This is a genomic window from Shewanella scandinavica, from assembly GCF_031932065.1.
In the GTDB taxonomy this organism is placed as follows: Bacteria; Pseudomonadota; Gammaproteobacteria; order Enterobacterales; family Shewanellaceae; genus Shewanella; species Shewanella baltica.
This window is the reverse complement of the sequence record NZ_JAUOES010000012.1, coordinates 69,561-95,446: the sequence shown is the minus strand read 5'-3', so window position 1 is coordinate 95,446 and position 25,886 is coordinate 69,561. Positions and strand designations below refer to the sequence as shown.

15 protein-coding genes and 1 pseudogene are annotated in these 25,886 nt (G+C 47.9%); 10 read left to right on the top strand and 6 right to left on the bottom strand.

Annotated features, from left to right (window positions below; all coding sequences use genetic code 11):
- Window positions 1-269: 269 nt before the first annotated feature.
- Complete coding sequence (gene ilvC / locus Q4Q50_RS12445) at window positions 270-1,748, bottom strand: ketol-acid reductoisomerase (RefSeq protein WP_311899548.1); 1,479 nt, start codon at window positions 1,746-1,748, stop codon at window positions 270-272.
- A gap of 260 nt (window positions 1,749-2,008) precedes the next feature.
- Here ilvC and ilvY point away from each other — a divergent pair, with 260 nt between their 5' ends.
- Entirely contained in the window at window positions 2,009-2,881 is an 873-nt protein-coding gene (gene ilvY, locus Q4Q50_RS12440; protein WP_106649164.1) for an HTH-type transcriptional activator IlvY, read from the top strand.
- Here ilvY and paeA read toward each other — a convergent pair.
- The 4 genes from paeA to Q4Q50_RS12420 form a co-directional block, all read right to left on the bottom strand.
- The gene (gene paeA, locus Q4Q50_RS12435) at window positions 2,878-4,194 is read right to left on the bottom strand and encodes a polyamine export protein PaeA (protein ID WP_012090436.1); all 1,317 of its coding nucleotides are present in this window, start codon (window positions 4,192-4,194) and stop codon (window positions 2,878-2,880) included. The two genes, ilvY and paeA, sit on opposite strands and share 4 nt — an antisense overlap.
- Window positions 4,195-4,945: 751 nt before the next feature.
- On the bottom strand, window positions 4,946-6,730 hold the full coding sequence (locus Q4Q50_RS12430; RefSeq protein ID WP_311899576.1) for a sensor domain-containing diguanylate cyclase: 1,785 nt from the start codon (window positions 6,728-6,730) through the stop codon (window positions 4,946-4,948).
- 45 nt (window positions 6,731-6,775) lie between these two features.
- On the bottom strand, window positions 6,776-7,804 hold the full coding sequence (locus tag Q4Q50_RS12425; RefSeq protein WP_311891219.1) for an ABC transporter substrate-binding protein: 1,029 nt from the start codon (window positions 7,802-7,804) through the stop codon (window positions 6,776-6,778).
- 693 nt (window positions 7,805-8,497) lie between these two features.
- Complete coding sequence (locus Q4Q50_RS12420; protein WP_311899575.1) at window positions 8,498-9,646, bottom strand: DUF1963 domain-containing protein; 1,149 nt, start codon at window positions 9,644-9,646, stop codon at window positions 8,498-8,500.
- Between the two features lie 214 nt (window positions 9,647-9,860).
- On the opposite strand from Q4Q50_RS12420, the gene Q4Q50_RS12415 reads away from it, so the two are divergent.
- The 3 genes from Q4Q50_RS12415 (at window position 9,861) to yihG (Q4Q50_RS12405) (ending at window position 13,351) form a co-directional block, all read left to right on the top strand.
- Complete coding sequence (locus Q4Q50_RS12415) at window positions 9,861-11,387, top strand: YifB family Mg chelatase-like AAA ATPase (protein ID WP_311899547.1); 1,527 nt, start codon at window positions 9,861-9,863, stop codon at window positions 11,385-11,387.
- A gap of 109 nt (window positions 11,388-11,496) precedes the next feature.
- A complete protein-coding gene (gene yihG, locus Q4Q50_RS12410) occupies window positions 11,497-12,393 on the top strand; it encodes a 1-acylglycerol-3-phosphate O-acyltransferase, YihG family (protein ID WP_311899546.1) in 897 nt (298 codons plus the stop codon).
- A 13-nt stretch (window positions 12,394-12,406) separates the two neighbouring features.
- Window positions 12,407-13,351 (top strand): 1-acylglycerol-3-phosphate O-acyltransferase, YihG family, encoded by a 945-nt coding sequence (yihG, locus tag Q4Q50_RS12405; RefSeq protein WP_311899545.1) that lies wholly within the window; start codon window positions 12,407-12,409, stop codon window positions 13,349-13,351.
- Between the two features lie 18 nt (window positions 13,352-13,369).
- Here the strand turns inward: yihG (Q4Q50_RS12405) and Q4Q50_RS12400 are convergent.
- Window positions 13,370-13,666 (bottom strand): annotated as a pseudogene (locus Q4Q50_RS12400) (2-thiouracil desulfurase family protein); the annotation flags it as partial.
- 367 nt (window positions 13,667-14,033) lie between these two features.
- On the opposite strand from Q4Q50_RS12400, the gene Q4Q50_RS12395 reads away from it, so the two are divergent.
- The 6 genes from Q4Q50_RS12395 to Q4Q50_RS12370 all read left to right on the top strand — a co-directional run bounded on the left by Q4Q50_RS12395 (window position 14,034) and on the right by Q4Q50_RS12370 (window position 25,884).
- The gene (locus Q4Q50_RS12395; protein WP_311899544.1) at window positions 14,034-14,801 is read left to right on the top strand and encodes a GntR family transcriptional regulator; all 768 of its coding nucleotides are present in this window, start codon (window positions 14,034-14,036) and stop codon (window positions 14,799-14,801) included.
- A 52-nt stretch (window positions 14,802-14,853) separates the two neighbouring features.
- A complete protein-coding gene (gene prpB, locus Q4Q50_RS12390) occupies window positions 14,854-15,732 on the top strand; it encodes a methylisocitrate lyase (RefSeq protein ID WP_311899542.1) in 879 nt (292 codons plus the stop codon).
- 96 nt (window positions 15,733-15,828) lie between these two features.
- A complete protein-coding gene (gene prpC, locus Q4Q50_RS12385; RefSeq protein WP_311899540.1) occupies window positions 15,829-16,956 on the top strand; it encodes a bifunctional 2-methylcitrate synthase/citrate synthase in 1,128 nt (375 codons plus the stop codon).
- A gap of 80 nt (window positions 16,957-17,036) precedes the next feature.
- A complete protein-coding gene (gene acnD, locus Q4Q50_RS12380) occupies window positions 17,037-19,640 on the top strand; it encodes a Fe/S-dependent 2-methylisocitrate dehydratase AcnD (protein ID WP_311899539.1) in 2,604 nt (867 codons plus the stop codon).
- 139 nt (window positions 19,641-19,779) lie between these two features.
- Window positions 19,780-20,985 carry a 2-methylaconitate cis-trans isomerase PrpF gene (gene prpF, locus Q4Q50_RS12375; RefSeq protein WP_311899537.1) on the top strand — a complete coding sequence of 402 codons (1,206 nt, stop codon included), beginning with the start codon at window positions 19,780-19,782 and terminating at the stop codon, window positions 20,983-20,985.
- Between the two features lie 372 nt (window positions 20,986-21,357).
- Entirely contained in the window at window positions 21,358-25,884 is a 4,527-nt protein-coding gene (locus Q4Q50_RS12370; RefSeq protein WP_311899536.1) for an EAL domain-containing protein, read from the top strand.
- The last annotated feature ends 2 nt before the right edge of the window (window positions 25,885-25,886 follow it).

Here is a 25,886-nt window from a genome sequence, read left to right as displayed (position 1 = left end):
AAGTAAAACGTTAACTGTTGAGCCTCAGTCGGCGCGATTCACCTACTGAACGATAGACTCACTAACTGTGTCGTTTTTGCCCGCTCGACAACCCACTGAACAGGAAAAAATTTGTTTCTCACTAACTGATTTATCACTAAGCTGATTCATCACTAAGCAAGCTCAAGATGCGCGTTTCACTATCTTGAGCTTGCTTGGGAACTGAGCTGAGACCCAAGTCCTTTGAGTATCAACCCTCTCCCCCAATGCTGGGCTTAACTCACTATCACTTAAGCCTCAACAATGCTCTTCATATCTGTCATGTAACCGCGAAGCTCAGCGCCAACATATTCCACTGCCGTTTCACGAATCGCTTCGTTAACAGCGATGAGCGTTAGGTTGTCGACACCGGTTGCGCTGTCTTTCAGGCCAGCACCTAAATACTCAGATGACATGGCATTAACGTAGTCGCGCAGCATAGGTACGGCGGCGTGATTAAACAGGTAGCAACCGTATTCGGCTGTGTCTGAAATCACTACGTTCATTTCGTACAAACGCTTACGAGCAATCGTGTTAGCGATAAGTGGGGTTTCGTGCAGTGATTCGTAATAAGCCGACTCTTCCACGATACCCGCAGACACCATAGTGTCGAACGCCAGTTCCACACCCGCTTTGATCATAGCGACAAGGAAAATACCTTTGTCGAAATAGGTTTGTTCGTCGATATGCTCGCTCGATACGGGCGCATTTTCGAAACCTGTTTCGCCAGTTTCGGCTCTCCAACGCAGTAAGTTCGCATCATCGTTTGCCCAGTCTTCCATCATAGTGCGAGAGAATTCGCCGCTGATGATGTCATCCATGTGCTTTTCAAATAATGGCTGAAGGATTTCTTTTAAATCTTCTGCAATTTCAAATGCTTTAATCTTAGCTGGATTAGACAAACGGTCCATCATGTTAGTGATACCGCCGTGTTTCAGCGCTTCAGTGACCGTTTCCCAACCTTGCTGGATAAGCTTGGCCGCGTAGCCTGGCTCAACGCCATCGGCGATCATTTTCTCGTAACCTAAGATGGCACCCGTCTGCAACATACCACACAGAATGGTCTGCTCGCCCATCAGATCCGACTTCACTTCTGCGATGAAAGACGACAGTAAAACACCGGCTCTGTCTCCACCCGTTGCGCTAGCATAGGCTTTAGCAATCTCTAAACCGTCACCGTTTGGATCGTTTTCTGGGTGAACCGCGATAAGGGTAGGCACACCAAAACCACGTTTGTATTCTTCACGCACTTCAGTGCCTGGGCACTTAGGCGCAACCATCACTACAGTGATATCGGGACGAACTTGCATGCCCTCTTCAACGATGTTGAAGCCATGTGAGTAAGACAAGGTAGAGCCTTGCTTCATCAGTGGCATAACCGCGTTAACCACGTTGGAATGCTGTTTGTCTGGCGTCAGGTTAAGCACCAGATCCGCCGCAGGGATTAATTCTTCAAAGGTACCGACACAAAAACCATTGTCGGTTGCTTTTTGCCATGAGGCACGTTTCTGTTCAATCGCTTCAGGACGCAGGGCAAAAGAGATATTCAGACCCGAATCACGCATGTTCAAGCCTTGGTTAAGACCTTGAGCACCACAACCTAAAATAACAATATTCCAATCTTTTATGTAGTTACAGCCGTCGCTAAACTCAGAGCGATCCATAAAACGACATTGGCCAAGCTGTGCTAATTGTTGACGTAAATTCAGAGAGTTAAAATAGTTAGCCATCTGATATACCACCTATAAGTCAGAAATTTTGGACACAACCAAACTAACATAATGTTACGGCTTGGTTGTGATTGAAATCACTATAACCCATGCTTATCATTGCTTAAAATGATATATTCGAAACTTAATATTGCATTATGCGCAACGTCAACGGCAATCATGGATTCATAACACTGACAGTAATATCGGCACCAATATGCAGCACCCAATCACGCCGTCACTCAAGCTAGGCTTAAGTTCAAACTAAACAGGATAAGCTCATGGATATTCGTACCCTCAAATTGTACCTGCACTTATGTGACAGTTTGCACTTCGCCAAGACAGCGGAGCAGATGCATGTGAGCCCATCGACCTTAAGCCGAGCCCTGCAAAGATTAGAAGAGGAAGTGAACGCTAAGCTGTTAGAGCGGGATAATCGCAGTGTGACCTTAACCCACGCGGGACGCGAGTTTAAGCTGTTTGCCGAGCAAACTTTGAACCATTGGAGCACACTCAAGCACAGTATCGATCTCAAGCAGGACGTACTGCGCGGTCGGTTAAATCTGTATTGCTCGGTCACCGCAGCCTACAGTCATTTACCGGGTTTATTGGATTTATTCCGCCAAGAACATCCCTTCGTCGAGATTGCCTTAACCACGGGAGATGCGGCGAACGCACTGGCCGAAGTGCAGCAGAATCGCGCCGATATCGCCATCGCCGCCCTGCCCGATCCGTTTCCCAGCAGCTTACACTTTGCCAAAATCGACGATGTGCCGCTGTCGATTATCGCCCCAACCATACGTTGCGCGGTGCAGCAGCAGATTTCCCAAACGCCCATCGATTGGTCAAGCGTGCCCTTTATCATTCCGGACCATGGCCCCGGACGTCGCCGCGCCGATAACTGGTTCAAACAAATGGGCATCAGCCCAAATATTTACGCCCAAGTGTCAGGCCAAGAAGCGATCGCCTCTATGGTGGCGTTAGGCTGCGGCGTAAGCATGAGCCCAGAAGTGGTAATCAATAACAGCCCAGTGCGGGATCGCATTCAGTTACTAGCTTCTCCCGTTGCAATACCGCCCTTCGAGTTAGGTTGCTGCTGCAAAGTGAAGCGGCTCGACGATCCCATAGTCAATGCGTTTTTGGATGTGATTTAAACATCCGGTGAGTTGAGCTTATCGATAGGATCGATGCGCGTAACCAATAGCTGATCGACCTTGTAAGAATCGATATCGACCACCTCAAATTTATAGCCCGCATAGTTCACGAAATCGGTACGCTTAGGGATTTTACGCAGCATATACATCATAAAACCGGCAATAGTTTCGTAGTTCTGATTGTGCGGGAATTCTTCGATGCCGAAGGCGCGCATCACGTCAGTAATCGGTGTTACCCCATCTACTAACCAAGAGTTGCTATCACGGGCGATGATCTGCTCTTCGCTCTCGTGCAATGACCAAGCCCCCATCACGGCGCGTTGTAAATCGTTGGTCGTAACAATACCCACCACTAAGGCATATTCGTTCATTACCACGGCAAAATCGGCGCGGCTGTTCTTAAAATATTCCATAGCCTCTGACAGGCTCAAAGTATCGGGAATAATCAGCGAAGTGTGGACTAAGTTACTGCCTTTTAAGGTGATATTCTCACCGTTGATCACACGGATCAGCAATTCTTTTGCATCCACAAAGCCTTTGATCATATCTAACTGACCATCGCAGACGAGGAACTTAGTATGGGGATCTTCAGAAATCTTACGCTTGATATCTTCTTCGCTGTCTTGCAGTAAAAAGTACACTAAGCTTTCACGGGCCGTCATTGCAGAAGTTACAGAAACGGTTTGCATTTCAAACACATTTTCCATCATCTGTTGTTCACCGCGATCTAGTACCCCAGCTTCGGCTCCCGCATTCATCACAGCATAAATGTCGTCAGAGGTGATGGCATCGTTACGCACGGTTGGGATTTGCAGCAGTTTAAAGATGCCGCTCGCCATGCCATTGAAAAACCATACTAATGGACGCAATAGCACAATACAGAAAGACATAGGCCCAACAACGGCTAATGCGACGGGCTCAGGCATCGCCATCGCAATGCGTTTTGGCATCAAATCGGCCACCAGAATAAAGGCACTGGTGACGACAACAAAGGATAAAATAAAGCTCAGTTGGCTCAACCAAGGATCGGTCAGCAAAGGCGATAGTAATTCATAGAAATAAGGTCGAAATGCCGACTCACCGACGATACCGCCCATGATGGCAACAGCATTAAGCCCGATTTGTACCACAGTAAAAAAGCTGCCGGGAACGGCTTGTAACTGCAACACTTTTTCTGCGCGGGCATCGCCCTCATCGGCCAATTGACGTAAACGGATTTTACGTGAAGCGGCAAGTGCAATTTCTGACATAGAGAAGAAACAACTCGCGCCGATTAGGCACAATATAATCATCACGTTATCAAAGAGACTCATGTAACACCTTTCATTTAACACTGGACTAACTAGGACCAACCCGCGCTTTATGGCTCGCGAGTCAGCTGAATTCATTTAATTGGGGCACAGTTTGCTAGGGGTTATCCAGCCTACAAACCGTTCAAACGGCTGCGCCAGCTCCTTGCTACCCTAAGATAAAAAGCACTTACATTGCCGTTTTAGGCTGCTCTGAGTATATCTGCAAATTCACGGCTTAGGCGCGACTCGACATCATTAAGACATCTCAGTGCGGTGGCTTTGATATTGAGCTGCTAGAACGTACATTTAAGCCAATGGAATTGACTAGGCAGTCGTGGCTTTCGCTTAGTTGCGTTACGAGAAATACGTCCAGAATGGCAGCATGGATGTCACTCAGAGTGCATCGCTAAATCGACTATGGGCGACAGATTATATCTCATTTGCCGCCTAATATTACCTCACCTTGAGTAATTTTTATCTTAACGATGGATCTACAGCACAGTTTCATGCAAATGTTATCAATTAGTTAGCATGATTGAATGCGGTCTGTGACATAAAGAGGTTCAGCTGATTTAGCCTAAATATCGCCAGATGGCTAAATGACGAACGCTGATGACCTAAGCATTGCTTAAGCATGGAGATAGGACAATTTGAGGCTTAATCCCAATTATTAAGCGCAGAGAGCACCTAATGATGGAGCAATACTCAACTGGTGCCGAGCAACAAAAGACTGCAATAGGTATAGGTACAAGGCTGACTTGCCCCTATGCCATTAAATCACTTCAACTTCGACCCTATTACGCCCTTTATCCTTAGCGCGATAGAGACAAACATCGGCACGGCGTAACACGTCGGGCATCTTAAGTCCCGAGACCTTATCTAATGGCAAAAACACGCAGCCAATACTGATGGTCACCACAGCCAAGGGAGAAGCTTGATGGGGAATATTGAGTTGCTCGACGAGATAACATAGCTGCGTGGCAATGGCCGTTAACTGTGCCGGCGTGACATGCTCAACGACTAAGGCAAACTCTTCGCCACCGATGCGCGCCAATAAAGCATTGTGCGGCAGGATATCGCACTGCGCTAAGGCATCCGCCACACGCTTAAGCACTAGGTCACCTTCAATATGACCATAAGTGTCGTTATAGGATTTAAAATAATCGACGTCCAACATCAACAGCCCCGCTGGCGTCTTGGTCTGTAGCACAGTCTCTAGCCTTTCGGTAAAAGGACGTCTATTCGCTAACCCAGTCAACTCATCGGTTTCGGCCTTTTCTTTCAATTGAGTATTGGCAGTAACCAGCGCTTGTTGCAGCACTATCATCTGCCGCTCTTTTTGCTCGCGCAGCAGTAACTCGTTCAATGCGGAGGCAAACTGAGTCAGCATATTCTTTTTCTGGGCGTTCCAATTCAAGGGCCGCGACACCGTCGACAGCGAGAGTAATCCCAATAACTCTCCGGCATTTTTAATCGCAAAGGCAGCAATAGAGCAAATGCCCACGGATTTCATTACCTCATATTCCTGTGGTGAGAAGTCCTTTAACGCCTCAAGATCCTCAATCACTAAGGTCGATTCTGTCTCGAGTTTTTTAGCAAGCTGAGTAATGTTGTCCACCGAAATCCCTTGGACCTTGTTAGCATGAAACTCGCTGGTCCAAAAACTGCGGTAATAAGCATGCTGTTGATGAAATTCGAGAATGCTCACCCTCTCAACATCAAACAACTGACCGATTTTGTGGCACACCTCAGCTAAGGTTTTATCTACATTGCAGGTGTCGATACTCAAAAATTGCAACGAAATCTCCGCCAGCAACTGATTCGATTGCGACTGCCAATCCAGTTCTTTGGTCCGCTCTTTCACTAAGTCCGACAATAAATGCTGCTGTTGCTGTAACGCACGTTGATGGCGCTTATTGATAGCGAGGTCATTGCGTATCCTTTGGTACATGGCCTTAAGCGACAATGCCACATGAGCAATCTCGTCAGGACTGGCGGTCACCGTTTCGGGAACAGACAACTTTTTTAACGATTTTAGATTGATTTTATTAGTAAAATCTTCCAATGCCGACAGTCTATCTGTCACCATGAGTCGCACTAAGGTCAAGATCAAATAGATCATCAGCAGGGTCTTTAAGCCATTGCCGAGCACAATAAAAATCAACTGCCGCCAAAGCTCGTAGTAAAGCTGGTTAGTATCTAAGCCTACGGTTAAGGTTGCGATCAGCTGATCTTGATAAGTCACAGGATAATGAAACAGGGTTTGCGACTCGTCGTCGGTTAACAGCGGTTTACCCAGCTGCATAGTGACGCCGTCGATACTGTCTAAATGCACGCTCGACACTAACGGCATCATTCCTAGACCAGAGAGCAAATCAGATAGCAGGCTGCGGTCAACGTCCCACAGCGACTTCGCCACACTCGGCAGAATAGATTCTGAATATTCGCGGATATCCGACGTGGCATTGTCGATACTATCCTGATAGTTCCAAATCAGCTGCACCAGCATAGTTAACACAGCAAAAAATGAGCTCACCCCGATAATTGTCAGCGTCATCTTATGACTAATAGAATGATTTCGATGCTTCATGTACACCCGTTATTACGCCTTGAAGGGCAACTTATTCAAAATCTGAGACTGGAAAATCTGTGGCCAATCCCGAGCAACTAACATTTGATAAAATGCCGAATCAGGCAGTAAAACGCCGAACAAGGTGACATTGTCATAGGGAATATAGCGCTTATGCTGCTGATAATATTGCAACTCAACCAAAGCTAACGCGCCAGCCATAAAGTGCCCGCCACCAATAATGCTCACCGCGTGTTGGCGACAAAGCTGTAAAATCTCAGGTGACGTATTGATCGTACTGACAAATACATCTTTACCCGAGACTAAGCCTTTTTCCTTCAATGCTTTAAGCACTCCAATCGCCATACGATCACTGGCGGTCCAAATCACGTTTAGATCGGGATAACGGTTCAGCAGAGTGAGCGCTTGACCATAAGCTACTGCGTCACTCCATTGGCCATAAACCGTTTGAGTCAGAGTGGCATTGGGCTGTATAAAGAAATAATCGCTGGCACCTTGGGTACGTAGCACTGAAGCAGGCGTCGACTTATCGCCCGAAATCAACAAAACTTTAGCCTGCTTTCCCTCTAAGTCGTCCATTAAGCCTTTAGCGGTCGCCGAACCTATAGCGTAATTATCGGGAATAATGGCGGGTAACAGATATTCTTGCCAATGGGGATCTTGCAGTAAAACATCACGTTCGCCGATAGAGATATCGTTTAAAATCAATTGCACGTAGATAGGATGTGGGGAAAGCGCTTGCAGCATTTTTATCGCGGATTGTTTTTCATTAACCAGAATAACGTAATTGGGTAGTACTTTTGCAGAAGCTAACAACTCATCGAGTTGGGTGATCATCTTGAAATGATTGCGATCGGAATGAATGATTTCGAGCTTAATATCGAGTGTCGTCGCCGCCTCCAGCATCAATTGGTCGACGTCCCCCCAAAAACTGTCATCGACAGCCCCGGGATTAAAAAATACAACATCGAGTTTAGCCCAAACTGCCCCACCAAACCCCGCAGTACAGATAAACACACACGCTAACATCCACGAACGCATAGGCGAGTTCTCCTCGACCATGTTCCCTCAAATGTCATCCTTCACAAGAGGTCACTTTATTATTATCGATTCACAACCTTGTTACCGCATCGCCGCCCAAAATGTTGCTAAAACCAGCAGCAGATGTTTCGATTAAACCACAAAATGATACAAAGTATACTTTATATGCTGACTATTTATTCCGACACCCTGTCAGTATAAGGAGTTCGAGTGGCTCAGTAGCAGAATGTTTATGGGGATGTAAGTGGCGGCCTTATGGTCAGTCTTGCGACCTAACCACGTAGAAAATGACGGGAACTTAAAAGGAATACAAGTTAGAACTCAGACGTTAATGCAGCCTAGCGGTCAAGTTGAATCAAGGTCGTTGGAAGGGGAACCATGATTTTCAGTGGAGGGTCAACCAACTGAGACTGTGCAACGATGCCCTCATATAATGGCATAGGTTGACTAATCTCCATTAACTGATTGAAATAATTAAATATAACTATCAAGCACTCAATCTATTCAGTGGTAATCATTTCTCCCAGAATCAATCCTTTATAACTCATATTCATTCAAAGGCACTAAATTGTGCTTGCGACTCTTCTTTTAATCGGTCGCAACATACATCTTCAATCGTCTCGATATACTCCAAGTGCCGTGTAGCCCGCATCGCCAAACAAAAAGGTTGGCTGTAGCCAACCTTTCAATGAACTAATAATCATAAATGCAGTAAATGCGTTCAAATTGACCCGACGCGAGATCGTCTCGATGGATAATAAAATTCAACTGCATCGAGTGCTCACTATAGACGACTTTGAACAGCACCAGATAATCTTCGGCATTGCCGCCTAACTCAGCTGCAGCGTGGAGCTCGGGGGCTTTATAGCGACTATCGCCATGGCCATTAATGCTGGCGATACCATTGTAATACGGCAGCGGCAGCTCGGGGACGAGCAATGCCTGCAAGTTAGATGACTGCCAGTCGGGTAGCGCTGACCATTGTGCTTGAGTGAGAATCTGACCGGGGATTAACCCGTGTTTATTCATTTTCATCAGATCAAAGAAATAGAGCTGATCTTGCCACTCTGGTGCCAATTCATCATCCACAACCGCTAGAGCCTCCAGCACCATAGCTTGTTGCGGTTCTGGTAGCGCTTGTAAACGTGCCTTGGCTAACTTTACTAAATGCGGGTTGTCACTATTAATCATGTCAGGGGCTATCATCTTAATGCTGGCAATCCCCTGAAGTTGATAAGCCGCCTCATACTCATAGTTTGCACATACCGCATCGTCGAACTTAAGTTCGGCAATCGCTTCCCCAGAGTTAAGCTGCTGATCCTCAGCGACATAATAGACATGGCCGCGAAGCATTTCCGAGAATCGCCAGCGCTCCACAAAGAACAACAATCGCCCTTCTCGAGGTAAATAAGATTGAAAAGCCTTCAGGTCGCTACAATTGATTTGTGCGATAAATTGCATGGGCACACGGAAGGCTTGCGCAGCCTCGTCCCAATCCCAAAGATGCGCCTCATCTGTCTCCCAATCGTCCTGCCAGTCCTCCCGCCAATGCTCATTAATAAACTCACGGGTATGGCCAAAGCTCTCAACATAGCCATCCAACATCTCCTCCCTTCCTACCAAAGTCACCGGATAATCCATGCCAACAGGCAAATCCGGCAATCCACCCAGTCGGCTATTACCTAACTGGGTATAGTCCTCGATTGCACAGGGATAGAGATCGACACTACTTCGAATAAATGCCGAAAGCGTATGGGCAAGATGCGGGTCTTTAAACTGCGCCAGCTTTTGCTCTAGCAGCTGCTGACGAATGGGGGAATTTTCTGCTAACAACATATCCATATTGACCTCAGGACTCCAATGTTTGCTTTTTATCATTTCTATCAACTATTTGCTATCGTCCAATATGGCAATTTGCCAAAGCTATCACGGGAACGGTATAGCCAGATTCAGCAGCTTACTGATGAGGCGAATGACCAAGTTAATCGAAAACCCCTAACGTCAATTACTGCTACACTCAAATTCTGTGCGAAATGAACAACAAAAGGATTTGTTTATGGCGATTGCCTGCGTCAATACCCGAGCCAGTTGTGGGGTCGAAGCACCCCAAGTCACAGTTGAGGTGCATCTGAGCAATGGCTTACCGGCATTTAATCTGGTGGGGTTACCCGAAGCGTCGGTAAAAGAAGCTCGCGAGCGGGTGCGCAGCGCACTGATCAATGCGGGATTCGAATTTCCGATGCGGCGGATAACCGTTAACCTCGCGCCAGCAGATTTACCTAAACAAGGTGGTCGTTACGATTTACCCATAGCCGTGGGCATATTGGCCGCCTCGGAACAAATCCCAACTAATAGTTTAAAAAATCTTGAGTTTGTCGGTGAGTTGGCACTGTCTGGGCACATACGTTATTGCCAAGGATTATTACCGGCGATTATCGCCGCTAAGCGCCAAGACCATACCTTGATATTGCCGCTGGATAATCGCCACGATGCCGAGTTAGTCGGCTATCCCAATGTGTTGTTTGGCTCGCACCTTCAGAGCTTAGCCGCTTATTTACAGGGGCAAAATCAGCTGCCGACGTTAGCGCCGCAATTAGAATGGATCAGCCAAGAGACGCCCGAGTCCCATACTTGCCTAAGCGATGTGATTGGCCAATATCAGGCCAAGCAAGCACTCGAAATTGCCGCGGCGGGAAACCATAACCTCTTGATGCTTGGCCCGCCAGGTACGGGCAAAACCATGCTTGCCAGTCGCATGATGGCGCTATTGCCAGCGCTTAATTATGAGGAAGCATTAGAAGTAGCAGCAATTCATTCCGTTGCTGGACTCGACATTAAGCCGCAGCATTTTTTACAGCGACCCTTTCGGGCGCCGCACCACACGAGTTCTTCGATTTCCCTCGTGGGCGGTGGCAGTATCCCAAAACCTGGGGAGATCTCCCTCGCCCATCGCGGTGTATTATTCTTGGATGAAGTGGCTGAATTTCCGCGTAAAGTCTTAGATTGCCTGCGCGAACCGATGGAAACCGGCGAAGTGGTGATTTCCCGCGCCGCCGCTAAGCTGACATTTTTGAGTCGCTTCCAATTGATCGCGGCGATGAATCCCAGCCCGAGTGGCGATATCGATAGCCAACACAGATCGAGCCCAGAACAGATTCAGCGTTATCTTTCGCGGCTTTCAGGCCCGTTTCTCGACCGTTTCGATTTAACCATTGAAGTCCCCAAACTCCCCGCGGGTACATTAACTCAAGCCGCGCCGCAAACAGAAACCAGCCAAGATATCGCCAAGCGGGTCAAACTGGCGCGTGAGCTGCAACTCGCCCGCGCTGGCGTGCTCAATAGTGAACTCACAGGGAAACAATTGAAACGCTTTAGCGGACTCAGTGACGCTGATTTAGTGTTTTTGGAGCAAAGCGTGGTAAAGCTTGGCCTCTCGGTTCGCAGTTTTCATCGTATACAAAGAGTTGCGCGCACGATTGCCGATCTGGAACAAGTGCCTAACACAGAACGCCGCCATATCGCCCAAGCACTGGGTTATCGCGCTATGGATAGATTACTCGCCCGCTTATCCCAGCAATATTAAGTTTGCCCGGGAATAAATGTTAACAAATGCACCGACCAGCAGTGCCTAAGATTGAGCCAAACGCCGACACCGAGTAACATAGGCCTCCAATTTTTGTCAGGGGGCTCGGATGGGAACGCTGTTTTCACAGATAAAAGGCTGTATCGCATTTTTAGGCTACGTTATAAATACCGTCTTTTGGACTATCCCAATCCTGTTGGTCAGTTTTATAAAACTGATACCTATCAGTCCATTAAGGACTGCAACTAGCCATGTACTCGATTTTTGTGCCAGCGCTTGGATCAGTGTTAATGGCGTAATTGAACGCTGCTTACATCCCGTTAAGATTGAACTGAGTGGTGACACCGACTTTTCCACTAAAGAGTGGTACATGGTAATAGCCAACCACCAGTCTTGGGTCGATATCCTGATCCTGCAGCGGATTTTTAATCGAAAAATCCCTTTCTTGAAGTTTTTCCTCAAGCAAGAACTGATTTTTGTGCCGATTTTAGGCCTAGCTTGGTGGGCGCTCGATTTTCCGTTTATGCGCCGTTATAGCACGGCACAGCTACGTAAAAACCCTAAGCTAAAGGGCAAAGACATTGAAATTACACGTAAAGCCTGTGCTAAGTTCAAGGCTAAACCTGTAAGTGTGATGAACTTTGTCGAAGGCACGCGCTTCAGTAAAGCTAAACATCAAAAGCAGAACTCACAGTTCCAACATTTGTTAAAACCTAAAGCAGGCGGCATGGCCTTCGCGCTATCGGCCATGGGTGAACAGATCCACAAGCTAGTCGATGTCTCCATTTATTACCCAGACTCAGTGCCAAGCTATTGGGACTACCTGACAGGTAAGTTGCCAAGCGTTAAAGTACACATCAAGGTTTCTGATATTGATCCTGCGATGCGCGGCGATTATATGAATGACCGCGATTTTAAAATTGGCTTCCAAGAACAACTGAATCAACTCTGGCTCACTAAGGATCAAGTGTTAAGCCAACTCGCTAGCCAAGCGAATAAAGAATAAAGGTAACGCCACTATGTTGAATTTCCTGCCCGGGCCAGTGTTGTTTATGCTGAGCTTAAGCTTGCTGATCATTAATACCGCCGTTTGGGGCTCGCTTATCAGCATAGGCGGAGTCGTAAAACTCGTGATGCCAGCGCAAAGTGCACGTAATGCGGTGACTGCGGTTATGAATCGTTTTATGTGGGCGTGGGCCTGCTGCAACGGTGGCATCTTGTATTTGATCGCTAAAATTGAGTGGGACGTCGAAGGGCTCGAAGGACTCGATAAAAACAGCTGGTACTTGCTGATCAGCAACCACCTCAGTGGCTTCGATATCGCCGCGCAAACTTATGTGTTACGCAACCATATTCCTATGTTGAAGTTCTTCCTCAAAAAAGAACTCATCTATGTGCCGATTATGGGACTGGGTTGTTGGGCGCTGGATATGCCATTTATGAACAGAACCAGCCCAGCAAAACTCAAGAAGAATCCAAAGCTTAAGGGCAAAGATTTAGCGACCACACGCCGCGCCTGTGCCAAGTTTAGCAATATGCCCACGTCAATCATTAACTATGTTGAAGGCAGCCGTTTTACCCAAGATAAACATCAGCGCCAAAACTCGCCTTATCAACATTTGTTACGTCCTAAAGCAGGTGGAATCGCTTTTACCCTATCGGCCATGGGTGAGCAATTTACTAATCTGCTAGATATGACAATCGTCTACCCAGATGCGCCTGAAGATATTCTGTTTGGGGTGATGAACGGCAAGGTCAGCAAGATTATCGTGCGGATCAACGCCCTGCCCGTACCTCAAGTCGATCCAACGCGTTACTTCTCTGAGTCTGAGTATCGCGTCGAGTTCCAACGCTGGTTAAACCAAGTGTGGGCGGAAAAAGATCAACAAATTCATGCGTTACTGCAAACAAATCAAAATGTCGCGGATAGCGCCACCAGCACTAATCACACTCAAGCGAGCTAGATCTGCTCTAGTTCTTTTCTAACTTTGCTCTAGTTCGGCAACCCATGCCGCTGCAGCGGATAACTCACATTCATTGAATACGGTTATCCCTGCGGCGCTGAGTTTTTCAGCCGTCAATCCCTGTCCCGTGATTAATTGTTTCGCAAATTGACCATCGTAAATCTGCTTATTCCCACAGGATGGACTACGGGCTTTTAAAATCGCCACTTTAATCCCTTCTTGCTGCGCCAGCTTAAGCGCGAGATCGGCTCCCAGACTAAAAGCGTAGGTCACATCCTCACTCTGAGCGGTTAAGATACGCTGCCCAACCCGCTTGCCCGAGTAAACAACTGCTCACTAACACTTTTTCCACTGTCACCTCCAAGCGTGTCATTCCGCCCATAGCATAACGCGAAGGACAAACATGCCAAATGCATTTGGACTATTTCCCCCAAAGCTATCAACACCTGCAACAAGAACGGACGGCAAAAACCACCTCATTGTTGACAATTTAATATTTAAAAATTCATAAGCTAAAATATTAAAATCGACAACATAAAAATAAAACAATTTAAATCAACAATTTAAATAAGATCGACCTACAATATAGACTTACGTCTAAGTAAACACATTGTTGACAATCCACCAAGGGAGGGCTATTTTTTACCCATTGTCGACAATCCTATTAATAGTGATGCGCTCTATGTTGAAGCAAGACACGACGTTCGTTTCTGATGACACTCAAGTTCCCCACCTGCATAAGGTCAAATCGACCTCGGCAGATAAAACGTTGACCACACTCGCCGATCAAATTTTGGTGCAGATCCAAACCAGCATAATCAAAGGCGAACTACCTGCAGGCAGCAAGATTAACGAGCAAGCACTGGCCGAAAAATACGGCATCAGCCGCGGCCCGACCCGCGAAGCCCTGCAAACCTTAGAAAGACAACGCTTAGTGGTGCGCGCCCCCCATGTTGGCGCCCGCGTCGCACAACTGACAGTGAGCGAACTTAACGACTTATATCAACTGCGTAGCGTACTTGAAGGCATGGCCTGCGAACTCGCCGCTAGTCGTATCACCCCAGAACAATTAGCCAAGTTAGAAGATTTGCTCGCCATGCAGGAAGCAGCGCTCGCAAAAGGTGATACCTACTTCCAAGAGGAAGGCGATGTCGATTTTCACTATCAAATTATTCAAGCCAGCGGTAACAAGCATCTGCAGGAAACCTTAGTCGGCGGCCTGTATCACCTGCTGCGCATGTACCGCTACCAGTGCACCAATAAAAACCGCCCCGTGAAAGCGATTGCCGAACACAGACGCATAGTCGAAGCCATTGCCCAGCGCGATGGTGAACTCGCCAGTTTGCTGATGCGCCGCCATATCGAACAGGGGCGTAAAAATACCGAATTACGCTTAATTGAATTGCAAGCCAATGCAGCCGCAAAAGAAACCTTAGCCAACATTAGCTAAGTTCTTACGGCTCACTATGCCCACTTCCCATAAAATGGAAAAGGATAAAACCATGACCCAAAGCGCAGGATTACGTTTTCGCCAAGCTCTTGCTAAGGCCAAACCGTTACAAATCGTTGGCACCACCAATGCCTATTTTGCCTTGATGGCAGAACAAACAGGCTTCCAAGCCTTGTATCTTTCTGGCGCTGGCGTTGCCAATGCTTCCTACGGTTTGCCTGACTTAGGCATGACCTCAATGAATGATGTGCTGATTGATGCTGGTCGTATCACCTCTGCCACGCAAGTGCCTTTATTGGTTGATATCGACACTGGCTGGGGCGGCGCATTCAACATTGCTCGTACCATCAAAGAATTCGAAAAAATCGGCGTCGCCGCTGTGCACATGGAAGACCAAGTGTCGCAAAAGCGTTGCGGCCACAGACCTAACAAAGCGGTGGTCAGTATCGAAGAAATGGTGGATCGCATTAAAGCGGCGGTCGATGCCCGTACCGATCCTAACTTTGTGATCATGGCGCGAACCGATGCGGTCGCCGTGGAAGGCTTAGAAGCCGGTATCGAACGCGCAAAAGCTTATATCGCCGCCGGCGCCGACATGATCTTCGCCGAAGCCTTAACTGAGCTCGATCAATATCACCACTTCAAGGCCCAAGTCAAGGCGCCGATTTTGGCCAACATGACTGAATTTGGCCAAACTCAATTGTTCAATAAAGAAGAACTCGCCGAGGCGGGTGCCGACATGGTGCTCTATCCACTGGGTACGTTCCGTGCAGCCAACCAAGCGGCGCTGAACGTGATGCAAGCGCTGATGAATGATGGTCATCAACGTAACGTGCTCGACACTATGCAGACCCGTAAAGACTTGTATCAATACTTGGGCTACCACGCCTTTGAAGACAAGTTAGATCAACTGTTTAGCCAAGATAAATAACCGACAAGCTGCCGCCCTACACCAGCAGCCTTAACCAATAAACGCCAGCGCTCGGCGCTGGCAATAATCAAATAGCGTTAACGGAAGGATTACATTATGTCAGAAGGTAAAAAGTTAAGCGGCGCAGGACTACGTGGCCAAAGCGCAGGCGAAACCGCATTAAGCACAGTGGGCGTGTCAGGTTCGGGCCTCACGTACCGTGGTTATGATGTGAAAGATCTCGGTGAAAACGCCACCTTCGAAGAAGTCGCCTATCTCATTCTTTACGGCGAGTTGCCCACTCAAGCACAATTAGATGCTTACAAAGCCAAACTCAAAGACCTTCGCGGTCTGCCACAAGCCTTAAAAGAAGTGTTAGAGCGCATTCCTGCTGACACTCATCCTATGGATGTGATGCGTACTGGTTGCTCTATGCTGGGCAATTTAGAAGCCGAACACAGCTTTGCCGATCAGAGTGAAATCACCGATCGCCTATTGGCCGCCTTCCCATCAATCATCTGTTACTGGTATCGCTTTAGTCACGACGGTGTGCGTATCGACACTGAAACCGATGACGACCAAATTGGCGCGCACTTCCTGCATTTATTACACGGTAAAGCGCCGTCTGAACTGCATGCAAAAGTGATGGACGTATCCTTGATTCTTTATGCAGAACATGAGTTTAATGCATCAACCTTTACCGCGCGCGTCTGTGCATCCACCCTGTCAGACATGCATTCGTGTGTCACAGGGGCGATTGGTTCACTGCGCGGCCCGCTGCATGGTGGCGCAAACGAAGCGGCGATGGAACTGATCCAAGACATGAAAGACGAAGCCGATGCGCGCGACATCTTAATGGGTAAACTCGAGCGTAAAGATAAGATCATGGGCTTCGGTCACGCGATTTACCGCGACAGCGATCCACGTAATGCCATCATCAAAGAATGGTCAGAAAAACTAGCGGCAGCCAACGGTGACGACCGCCTATATCGAGTATCAGTTGCCTGCGAAGCCCTGATGTGGGAACAGAAAAAACTCTTCTGTAATGCTGACTTCTTCCATGCCAGCGCTTACCACTACATGGATATTCCGACTAAGTTGTTTACGCCAATCTTCGTGTGTTCACGCGTCACAGGCTGGGCGGCGCACGTGATGGAGCAACGCTCTAACAACCGCATCATCCGCCCGAGTGCCGATTATGTGGGCGTGGCGCCGCGCAAAGTGGTACCGATTGCCAACCGTTAAGCAAAATTGACCACACTTGGCGCGAGATTTCACTCAATGTAAGTCTCGCGCCAACTTCATTTTCCGAAATGGATGATGTTATGAGCACTGCTATGAATACCCAATATCGCAAGCCCTTACCCGGCACTCAACTCGATTACTTCGATACCCGCGAAGCCGTAGAAGCCATTCAAGCTGGCTCGTATGCCAATCTACCTTACACCTCGCGCGTGCTGGCTGAAAACTTAGTCCGTCGCTGCGATCCGGCCGTTTTGACCGACTCGCTAAAACAGATTATCGAATCTAAGCAAGAACTGGATTTCCCTTGGTTTCCTGCCCGCGTGGTGTGCCATGATATTTTGGGGCAAACCGCTTTAGTTGACCTTGCGGGTCTGCGTGACGCTATTGCCGCTAAGGGTGGCGACCCGGCCAAAGTGAACCCAGTTGTGCCAACCCAGCTGATTGTGGATCACTCACTCGCTGTCGAATTTGGTGGTTTTGATAAAGACGCCTTCGCCAAAAACCGCGCCATTGAAGACAGACGCAACGAAGACAGATTCCACTTTATTGATTGGACGCAAAAAGCCTTTAAAAACATTGATGTTATCCCTCAGGGTAACGGCATCATGCACCAAATTAACTTAGAGCGTATGTCGCCTGTGGTGCATTCACGCAATGGCGTGGCCTTCCCTGATACCTTAGTTGGCACCGACAGCCACACACCACACGTTGATGCACTGGGCGTTATCGCCATAGGTGTCGGCGGCTTAGAAGCCGAAAGCGTCATGCTAGGGCGCGCATCCTATATGCGTCTACCGGACATTATCGGTGTCGAGCTCACGGGCAGACCGCAGCCTGGCATTACAGCTACCGATATCGTATTGGCCTTGACCGAATTTTTACGCGCACAAAAAGTCGTCTCCTCTTACTTAGAGTTCTTCGGCGAAGGCGCAGCGGCGCTGACATTAGGCGATCGCGCCACGATTTCGAACATGACACCTGAATTTGGTGCCACTGCGGCCATGTTCTACATCGACCAGCAAACCCTTGATTATTTGACCTTAACTGGCCGCGAAGCCGAGCAAGTTAAACTGGTTGAAATCTATGCCAAAACCGCAGGTTTGTGGGCCGACAGCTTGACCGAAGTGCACTATCCACGGGTTTTGCGTTTTGATTTATCCTCGGTGGTGCGCACCATTGCAGGGCCATCAAACCCACATGCACGGGTGCCAACATCAGAATTGGCTGAGCGCGGAATTAGCGGCGTAGTCGAAAACGAGCCCGGCTTAATGCCCGATGGTGCTGTGATTATCGCAGCAATTACCAGCTGTACTAACACCAGTAACCCACGCAACGTGATTGCTGCTGGTCTGATTGCCCGCAACGCCAACGCTAAAGGCTTAAGCCGCAAACCTTGGGTCAAAACCTCACTGGCACCCGGCTCTAAAGCGGTGCAATTATATTTAGAAGAAGCCAAGCTATTACCTGAACTTGAACAACTCGGTTTTGGGATTGTTGGGTTTGCCTGTACGACGTGTAACGGTATGAGCGGCGCGCTGGATCCTGTGATTCAAAAAGAAGTCATCGACCGCGACTTGTACGCCACAGCCGTATTGTCGGGTAACCGCAACTTCGATGGCCGTATCCACCCTTATGCTAAACAAGCTTTCTTGGCCTCGCCGCCATTGGTGGTTGCCTACGCGATTGCAGGCACCATACGTTTCGATATCGAAAAGGATGTACTGGGAGTAGATAAGGAAGGCAATCCCGTCAAACTTATCGACATTTGGCCATCGGATGCAGAAATCGATGCCGTGATCGCTAAAAGTGTTAAACCCGAGCAGTTCCGTAAAGTGTACGAGCCTATGTTCGATTTAGCCGTCGATTACGGTGACCAAATTAGCCCGCTGTACGATTGGCGAGCGCAGTCGACTTATATTCGCCGCCCTCCTTATTGGGAAGGCGCGTTGGCGGGTGAACGCACGTTAAAAGACATGCGCCCGTTAGCAGTACTGGGTGACAACATCACTACCGACCATTTATCACCATCGAATGCCATTATGATGGACAGTGCCGCCGGCGAATATCTGCACAAGATGGGCTTGCCAGAAGAAGATTTTAACTCTTATGCCACCCATCGCGGCGATCACTTAACCGCCCAACGCGCGACTTTTGCCAACCCTAAGCTTAAAAACGAAATGGCGCTGGTTGACGGTAAAGTACAGCAAGGATCACTGGCCCGTATCGAACCCGAAGGCCAAGTGACCCGTATGTGGGAAGCGATTGAAACCTATATGGAACGTAAGCAGCCGCTGATCATCATAGCGGGCGCTGACTACGGCCAAGGATCGTCGCGCGACTGGGCTGCCAAAGGCGTACGTTTAGCGGGTGTAGAAGCCATTGTCGCCGAAGGTTTCGAGCGCATTCATCGCACTAACTTAGTGGGTATGGGCGTGCTGCCACTGGAATTTAAAGCGGGTGAAAACCGTGCAACTTATGGCATAGACGGCACCGAAGTGTTCGATGTGCTCGGCACGCCAGCGCCACGAGCGGATTTGACCGTTGTTATCAGCCGTAAAAACGGTGAGCGCATCGAAGTGCCCGTCACCTGTCGTCTCGATACCGCCGAAGAAGTGTCTATCTACGAGGCGGGCGGCGTATTGCAACGCTTCGCACAGGACTTTCTTGAGTCAAATCAGGCTTGAGTCGAGATTTGAATCGACGCCCGTATCTGGTTAGAGACGACTCTTAAATATCAGCTAGCGAAACCGAGCGCCAGCGACTTCACCATTAAGTTACTGGCGCTCATTTGGACTCCATTGGGAGTCCTTTTGGAGTTAATGAATGAATGCTTCAACAATCCACGCGCCACAAATCAAAGTCGCCGCGACTTATATGCGCGGCGGCACCAGCAAGGGCGTGTTTTTCCGTCTGCAGGATTTACCTAAGGCCGCACAAGTTGCAGGTGCCGCCCGTGATGCCTTGTTACTGCGAGTGATAGGCAGCCCAGACGCTTACGGTAAACAAATCGATGGCATGGGCGGAGCCACCTCGAGCACCAGCAAAACTGTAATCCTCTCCCCTAGCACCCAAACCGATCACGATGTCGATTACCTCTTCGGCCAAGTGGCGATCGATAAACCTTTTGTCGATTGGAGCGGTAACTGTGGCAACTTGACCGCCGCTGTCGGTGCCTTTGCCATCAGCAATGGCTTAATTGATACGGCCCGCATTCCACACAATGGCGTCTGCACAGTCCGAATATGGCAAGCCAACATAGGCAAAACGATTATCGCCCATGTGCCAATCACCAAGGGTGAAGTGCAAGAAACCGGTGATTTTGAGCTCGATGGTGTGACTTTTCCCGCCGCCGAAGTGCAAATCGAGTTTATGAGCCCCGCCGCCGATGAATACGGTGAAGGGGGCTGCATGTTCCCTACGGGTAATGTTGTCGATGTGCTAGAAGTGCCGGGCATTGGCAACTTTAACGCTACTATGATCAACGCGGGCATTCCCACCATTTTTATCAACGCAGAAGACTTAGGCTACACAGGCACTGAGCTACAGGATGATATTAATAGTGACAATGCCGCCCTTGCCAAATTTGAAACCATTCGCGCCTATGGCGCCGTGCGTATGGGCTTGATTTCGCATATTGATGAAGCAGGTGCACGCCAACACACGCCTAAGATCGCCTTTGTCGCTAAGCCTAAAGCCTATGTGTCATCGAGCGGTAAAACCGTCAATGCAGATGAAATTGACCTACTGGTACGCGCCTTGTCTATGGGCAAACTGCACCACGCTATGATGGGCACGGCTGCCGTTGCGATTGGTACGGCGGCGGCAATTCCCGGCACTTTAGTCAACTTAGCCGCAGGCGGAGACACTAAGGATAAAATTGATGCGGTACGTTTTGGCCATCCCTCTGGCACCTTGCGCGTTGGCGCTGAGGCGTCAATGGTCAACGGTGAATGGACAGTCGTCAAAGCCATTATGAGCCGCAGCGCTCGGGTGCTGATGGAAGGTTTTGTGCGCGTGCCCGCTGCGTAACTTTATCTAAGTAAAACAGTTCAACCAAAGACCTTGCTTCTCCCCCTTCCGGCAAGGTCTTTTTTCTATTCTCGCCCATCATTTTAATCTGCTTCGCCCGTATTTGTCTTAGCATGATATGTTGACATACCTGAAACAATGCTAAGATCCTTTAGCAAAAACGCCAGAATACAAACTCGTCATAAAAAGAATATTGGCAGTAAAACGGTACAGTTAATATATTGCATGATCTATTACAGAATCGTGCCCATCGATTTTGGTTGTTTTTAAACCAAGTCAGCAATTTAAGTCGCATTTTTACAGCAAAATGGCATGTAAGGTCTAGGCTAAGAACTAAACTAAATAGAAACCTAATCAGGATGGGTCCGTTTTTTGGTAGGGGAAAATTTGAGTCAACTAATCCACAAGCTTGTGCTAAGCGCGCTTTGTATCCTAAGTTTGTGGGGGATATCGTGCAATGGATTAACGCAACCCTTGAGTGCGGCTTTTACACAGCTTAAATTTGAACATATTCGCAGTGAAGATGGTCTCAACCAGAATACAATTACCAGCCTGTTTATGGACAGTGCTGGCATGTTGTGGATTGGCACTCAAGATGGTTTGCATGCCTATAATGGTCATAACTTCAATATTTTCACCCACTCGCCCAACGATCCTAACAGTATTTCTGAAAGTTATGTCTCTGACATTATTCAAGATTCAGAAGGCTACATCTGGGTTTCCACGTTCAGCCAAGGAGTCAATCGACTCGATTTGAGCACTGGGACCTTTGAACACTTTGGCCAAGAACAAGGCTTAACCGATCCCCGCACCACTAAACTCAGCATAGTGGGTAATACACTCTGGATTGGCACTAAAGCAGGACTATTTTCCCTATCGATCAAAACTAAACGCATTACCCAAGTGAGTTTAGGTAATAGTGTCGAACCCCATATCACAAGCCTAGCCAATGTTGAAAACACTTATCTGTTAGCTGGAACCCAAGATAGCGGCACCTTTGCTGTCAGTGCAAATACCATCACCCGCTTGAACGTGCCGCAAAATGTCACGGCCTATCAAATTAAAGCGAACTCGGCCTATTCGATCAGCTTAGCGCTCAGTGGACAGCTATGGCACTACAACTTAGCCTCGCAACAGGGCGAAATCCTTTGGCAGACCGACGATAACGTGCCTTATATCAAGGATTTTATCCAAACTGAACAGGGTGATTTTTGGGTCGTCGGGCCTGAAGCGGGTCTTATTCAACTGGAGAGAAACGACAAAGCATTTAATGCGACTTACCACAGGTATGATCCTAAGCGCGTCAACAGTATCAGTGAAAACAACATACTGAGTTTGCTGCAAGATCCCTTTGGTAATTTATGGTTAGGCGCCAGTTATTCGGGCTTAGATAAAATAAATACCCGCCGCCAGTATTTTCAGCATATTTTCGAATACACTCCAGATCTGTCGCAACAGAGTAACAATATTCGCACCTTGTTCCGCAGTAAAGATGATGCCCTCTGGATAGGTACTGAAGGCGCAGGGCTTAAGCGCATGTTAACGAACGGGCAATATGAGCACTTTACGGAGAGATTTGCGAACGCCTTAGGGATGCATCAACGCAATTTAAATCTCACCCTGCGAGATATTGATCAAGACAAAGCAGGCGTGCTCTGGTTTGCGACTAACTATGGACTCGGCCGGTTGTCGCCAGAGGGAGAGTTCCAATTACTCAAGGTCAATGCAAGTACGGAGCAAGGCTCTGAAGCCAATTATATTCGTAATTTAGAAATTGATGATCAAGGCCATCTCTGGGTAGCAACGACTCACGCCCTCTATCGCAAGGCTATAGATAACGATGAGTTTACTTTTATCTCATTGGCGAATATTGACCATTTCTCTCCAGCACAAAACCAACTTTTAATCCTAAGAGCACATAAAGATACGCTATGGATTGGTACACTCGATGGTTTGTTGAAACTGGACATGCAGACGGGTATAGGGAAATCTTACTTCCATCAAGCTGCTAATAAGAAAAGCTTAATCAATAACCGTGTCCGCGATATTTTAGTGACTCAGGCGGGCGAGGTGTGGTTCGCCACCCATGGTGGCATCAGTATATTACCTTCTCAAGATGCCAATGCAGGCTTTACCCATTACACCCGCGATCAGGGATTACCAAGCGATACTATCTACGCCTTATTAGAAGACCAACAACATAATATTTGGTTTAGCAGTAATGCGGGCATAGGCAAACTAAATCCTAAAACCAATCGTGTCATCATATTCAACGAGCAAGAGGGATTACAGGCGCTGGAGTTTAACGGTGGTGTAAAACTGCAAGACAGCGATGGCGATCTCTGGTTTGGTGGCATTAATGGTATCAATCGTTTTAATCCCAAGTTGATTCCGGATCAACGACCCGATGTTAAAGTCGCGCTCACAGGCTATAGCATTGCGGGAAAAGACCATACGATTCTCGACTTAAGTCATCCTCCTAGCATAGTGATGGACTATAGCGATCAGCTGATCAGTTTTGAGGTGACCTCATTGGATTTCAGCTACACAGGTAAAAATCGTTTTAGCTATTATCTTGAAGGATTTGATAACGAATGGCATGAGCTACCCACAGGCAATGAAATCACCTTCACTAACATCAATCCTGGTCATTACCGATTGCATGTTCGCCATGGCCTACAATACAACTCAGCAGGTGCCTATGCACTGCTTGTCGATCTGAATGTACAAGCCCCCTTCTATCGCACTCAGTTCGCCTACGCCCTTTATTTCTTACTCACATTAGGCTTGCTGGTTTGGATTATTCGCTGGCGTAAAAAGAAACGTCACATACAAAGTGAATTTGAAACCAGTATCCGCGCCTCTGAGGAGCGACTAAAGCTGGCACTGTGGGCATCTGGCGATGGCATGTGGGACTGGAACATACCCGAAAATCGAGTCTATCGTACCAATATGGATGCTTCGATTCCCCATTGGAATAGCAGCAATATTGCCCATGAGAGCATGCACTCAGAAGACAGAGAGAGATTCAAACTTGAGCTAAACGAGCACCTTCAAGGCCGCTCACCTTTCTTCGAAGCCGAGTACCGTGTCGAACGCTCACCGGGTAATTGGGTATGGATTTTAGATCGTGGCAAAGTGGTTGAAAAAGATAGTTTAGATAACCCGATCCGCATGACAGGGACTAACCGTAACATTACCTCTCGTAAGCTGATTGAGAACGAGTTGGTCTTGTCCTCACAAGTGCTCAACAGCATGAATGAAGCCGTTGTCGTAGCGGGCCTAGACTATCGCATTCGCTCGGTAAACCCTGCATTTTGCACGATAACAGGTTACACAGAACGCCAAATCAGCGACAGACATTTTACTCACTTAGCCTTTGGTCGCCAACAGCGTGAATTGTTCAATACCATTGAACAGCAGCTGCTGCGTCATAAACATTGGGTTGGGGAACTGTGGATCCGCAATAAACAACGGCAGGCAATTCTAGTCTGGCTAGAGATCAACCAAGTTATCGACATTAAAGGTGAAACCAGCCACTTCGTTGCGGTATTTACCGACATTACAGAGCGAAAAAAAGCCGAAGAAGATCTGCGTTTCCTCGCCAGTTTCGACACGTTAACTGGCCTACCCAACCGAACCTTGTTCCAAGACAGGCTTAATCACGCGATAACCCAAGCGCACAGAGCGAACAATATCGTCGCCTTACTGTTTTTAGATCTCGACCGCTTTAAACATATCAACGACTCCATGGGTCACCATGTCGGCGATTTACTGCTCAAAGCCGTTGCCAGAAGACTGCAAAATGCAGTGCGCGATGGCGATACGGTTGCACGCTTAGGCGGTGACGAATTTACCATTATTTTAGAAGGAGTGGCCAAAACCAAAGCCGCTACTTTGATCTCAGAAAAAGTGCTCAGAGCATTCCAAACGCCCTTTTTATTAGACGATAAAACGCTGACCATTTCGACCTCTATCGGTATCAGTCTCTATCCAAACGATGCCGACAACGCCGACTCGCTGATTAAATTTGCCGATACTGCCATGTACCACGCAAAATCATCAGGCAGGAATAACTTCCAGTTTTACACCTCTAAGTTAAATGAAATTGCCACGCGCCATGTGCAACTCGAAAGTGGGTTAAAACAGGCGATTCAACGCAACGAGTTGAGCTTAGTTTATCAGCCTAAGTTCTGTTTAAAAGATGGCTCGCTGACTGGGATAGAAGCGCTTTTACGTTGGCATCACACTGAACTTGGCCCCATCTCCCCCGTCGAGTTTATTCCGCTGGCGGAAGAAACCGGCATAATCACCCAAATTGGCCATTGGGTAATCAATCATGCTTGCCAGCAATTAGCCGAATGGAACAGCTTAGGATTCAATGGTATCACTGTCGCCGTTAACCTATCGGCGCGCCAGCTTAAGGCTGATATTATCTCCACCATAGAAGTGGCCTTGGCAGTTTCTGGTCTACCAGCACAGTCCCTTGAGCTTGAACTGACAGAGTCGATGATCATGGGCAATCCGCAGGAGTCGGTCAGTATTTTGTCAAAACTCAAGGCCCTAGGCTTAACCATAGCGGTGGATGATTTTGGGACGGGTTATTCGAGCCTGAGTTATCTCAAACGCTTCCCGATAGACACGCTGAAAATTGATCGAGAGTTCGTCAGAGACATCACCAATGATCCCGACGATGCCGCCATAACCAGCGCCATTATCGCCCTCGCCCACAGTTTAGACCTGAACGTTGTCGCCGAAGGCGTAGAGACCCAAGAACAACTCAACTTCTTGGCGATGCAAGGTTGCGATCAAGTACAAGGTTTCTTACTCAGTAAACCCTTAAGTGCCGCGGATTTTTTAACTTTGCTCAAAAACCAATCTAAGCCACAGCCGATTTGATT

Bases quoted from the DNA above. Each gene is read 5' to 3' on its own strand.
- ilvY (WP_106649164.1), top strand. From the start codon at position 2,009: ATGGATATTCGTACCCTCAAATTGTACCTGCACTTATGTGACAGTTTG.
- prpF (WP_311899537.1), top strand. From the start codon at position 19,780: ATGAATGCTTCAACAATCCACGCGCCACAAATCAAAGTCGCCGCGACT.
- acnD (WP_311899539.1), top strand. From the start codon at position 17,037: ATGAGCACTGCTATGAATACCCAATATCGCAAGCCCTTACCCGGCACT.
- Q4Q50_RS12430 (WP_311899576.1), bottom strand. From the start codon at position 6,730: ATGACGCTGACAATTATCGGGGTGAGCTCATTTTTTGCTGTGTTAACT.
- Q4Q50_RS12395 (WP_311899544.1), top strand. From the start codon at position 14,034: ATGTTGAAGCAAGACACGACGTTCGTTTCTGATGACACTCAAGTTCCC.
- prpC (WP_311899540.1), top strand. From the start codon at position 15,829: ATGTCAGAAGGTAAAAAGTTAAGCGGCGCAGGACTACGTGGCCAAAGC.
- yihG (WP_311899546.1), top strand. From the start codon at position 11,497: ATGGGAACGCTGTTTTCACAGATAAAAGGCTGTATCGCATTTTTAGGC.
- prpB (WP_311899542.1), top strand. From the start codon at position 14,854: ATGACCCAAAGCGCAGGATTACGTTTTCGCCAAGCTCTTGCTAAGGCC.
- Q4Q50_RS12420 (WP_311899575.1), bottom strand. From the start codon at position 9,646: ATGGATATGTTGTTAGCAGAAAATTCCCCCATTCGTCAGCAGCTGCTA.
- yihG (WP_311899545.1), top strand. From the start codon at position 12,407: ATGTTGAATTTCCTGCCCGGGCCAGTGTTGTTTATGCTGAGCTTAAGC.
- paeA (WP_012090436.1), bottom strand. From the start codon at position 4,194: ATGAGTCTCTTTGATAACGTGATGATTATATTGTGCCTAATCGGCGCG.
- ilvC (WP_311899548.1), bottom strand. From the start codon at position 1,748: ATGGCTAACTATTTTAACTCTCTGAATTTACGTCAACAATTAGCACAG.
- Q4Q50_RS12425 (WP_311891219.1), bottom strand. From the start codon at position 7,804: ATGCGTTCGTGGATGTTAGCGTGTGTGTTTATCTGTACTGCGGGGTTT.
- Q4Q50_RS12415 (WP_311899547.1), top strand. From the start codon at position 9,861: ATGGCGATTGCCTGCGTCAATACCCGAGCCAGTTGTGGGGTCGAAGCA.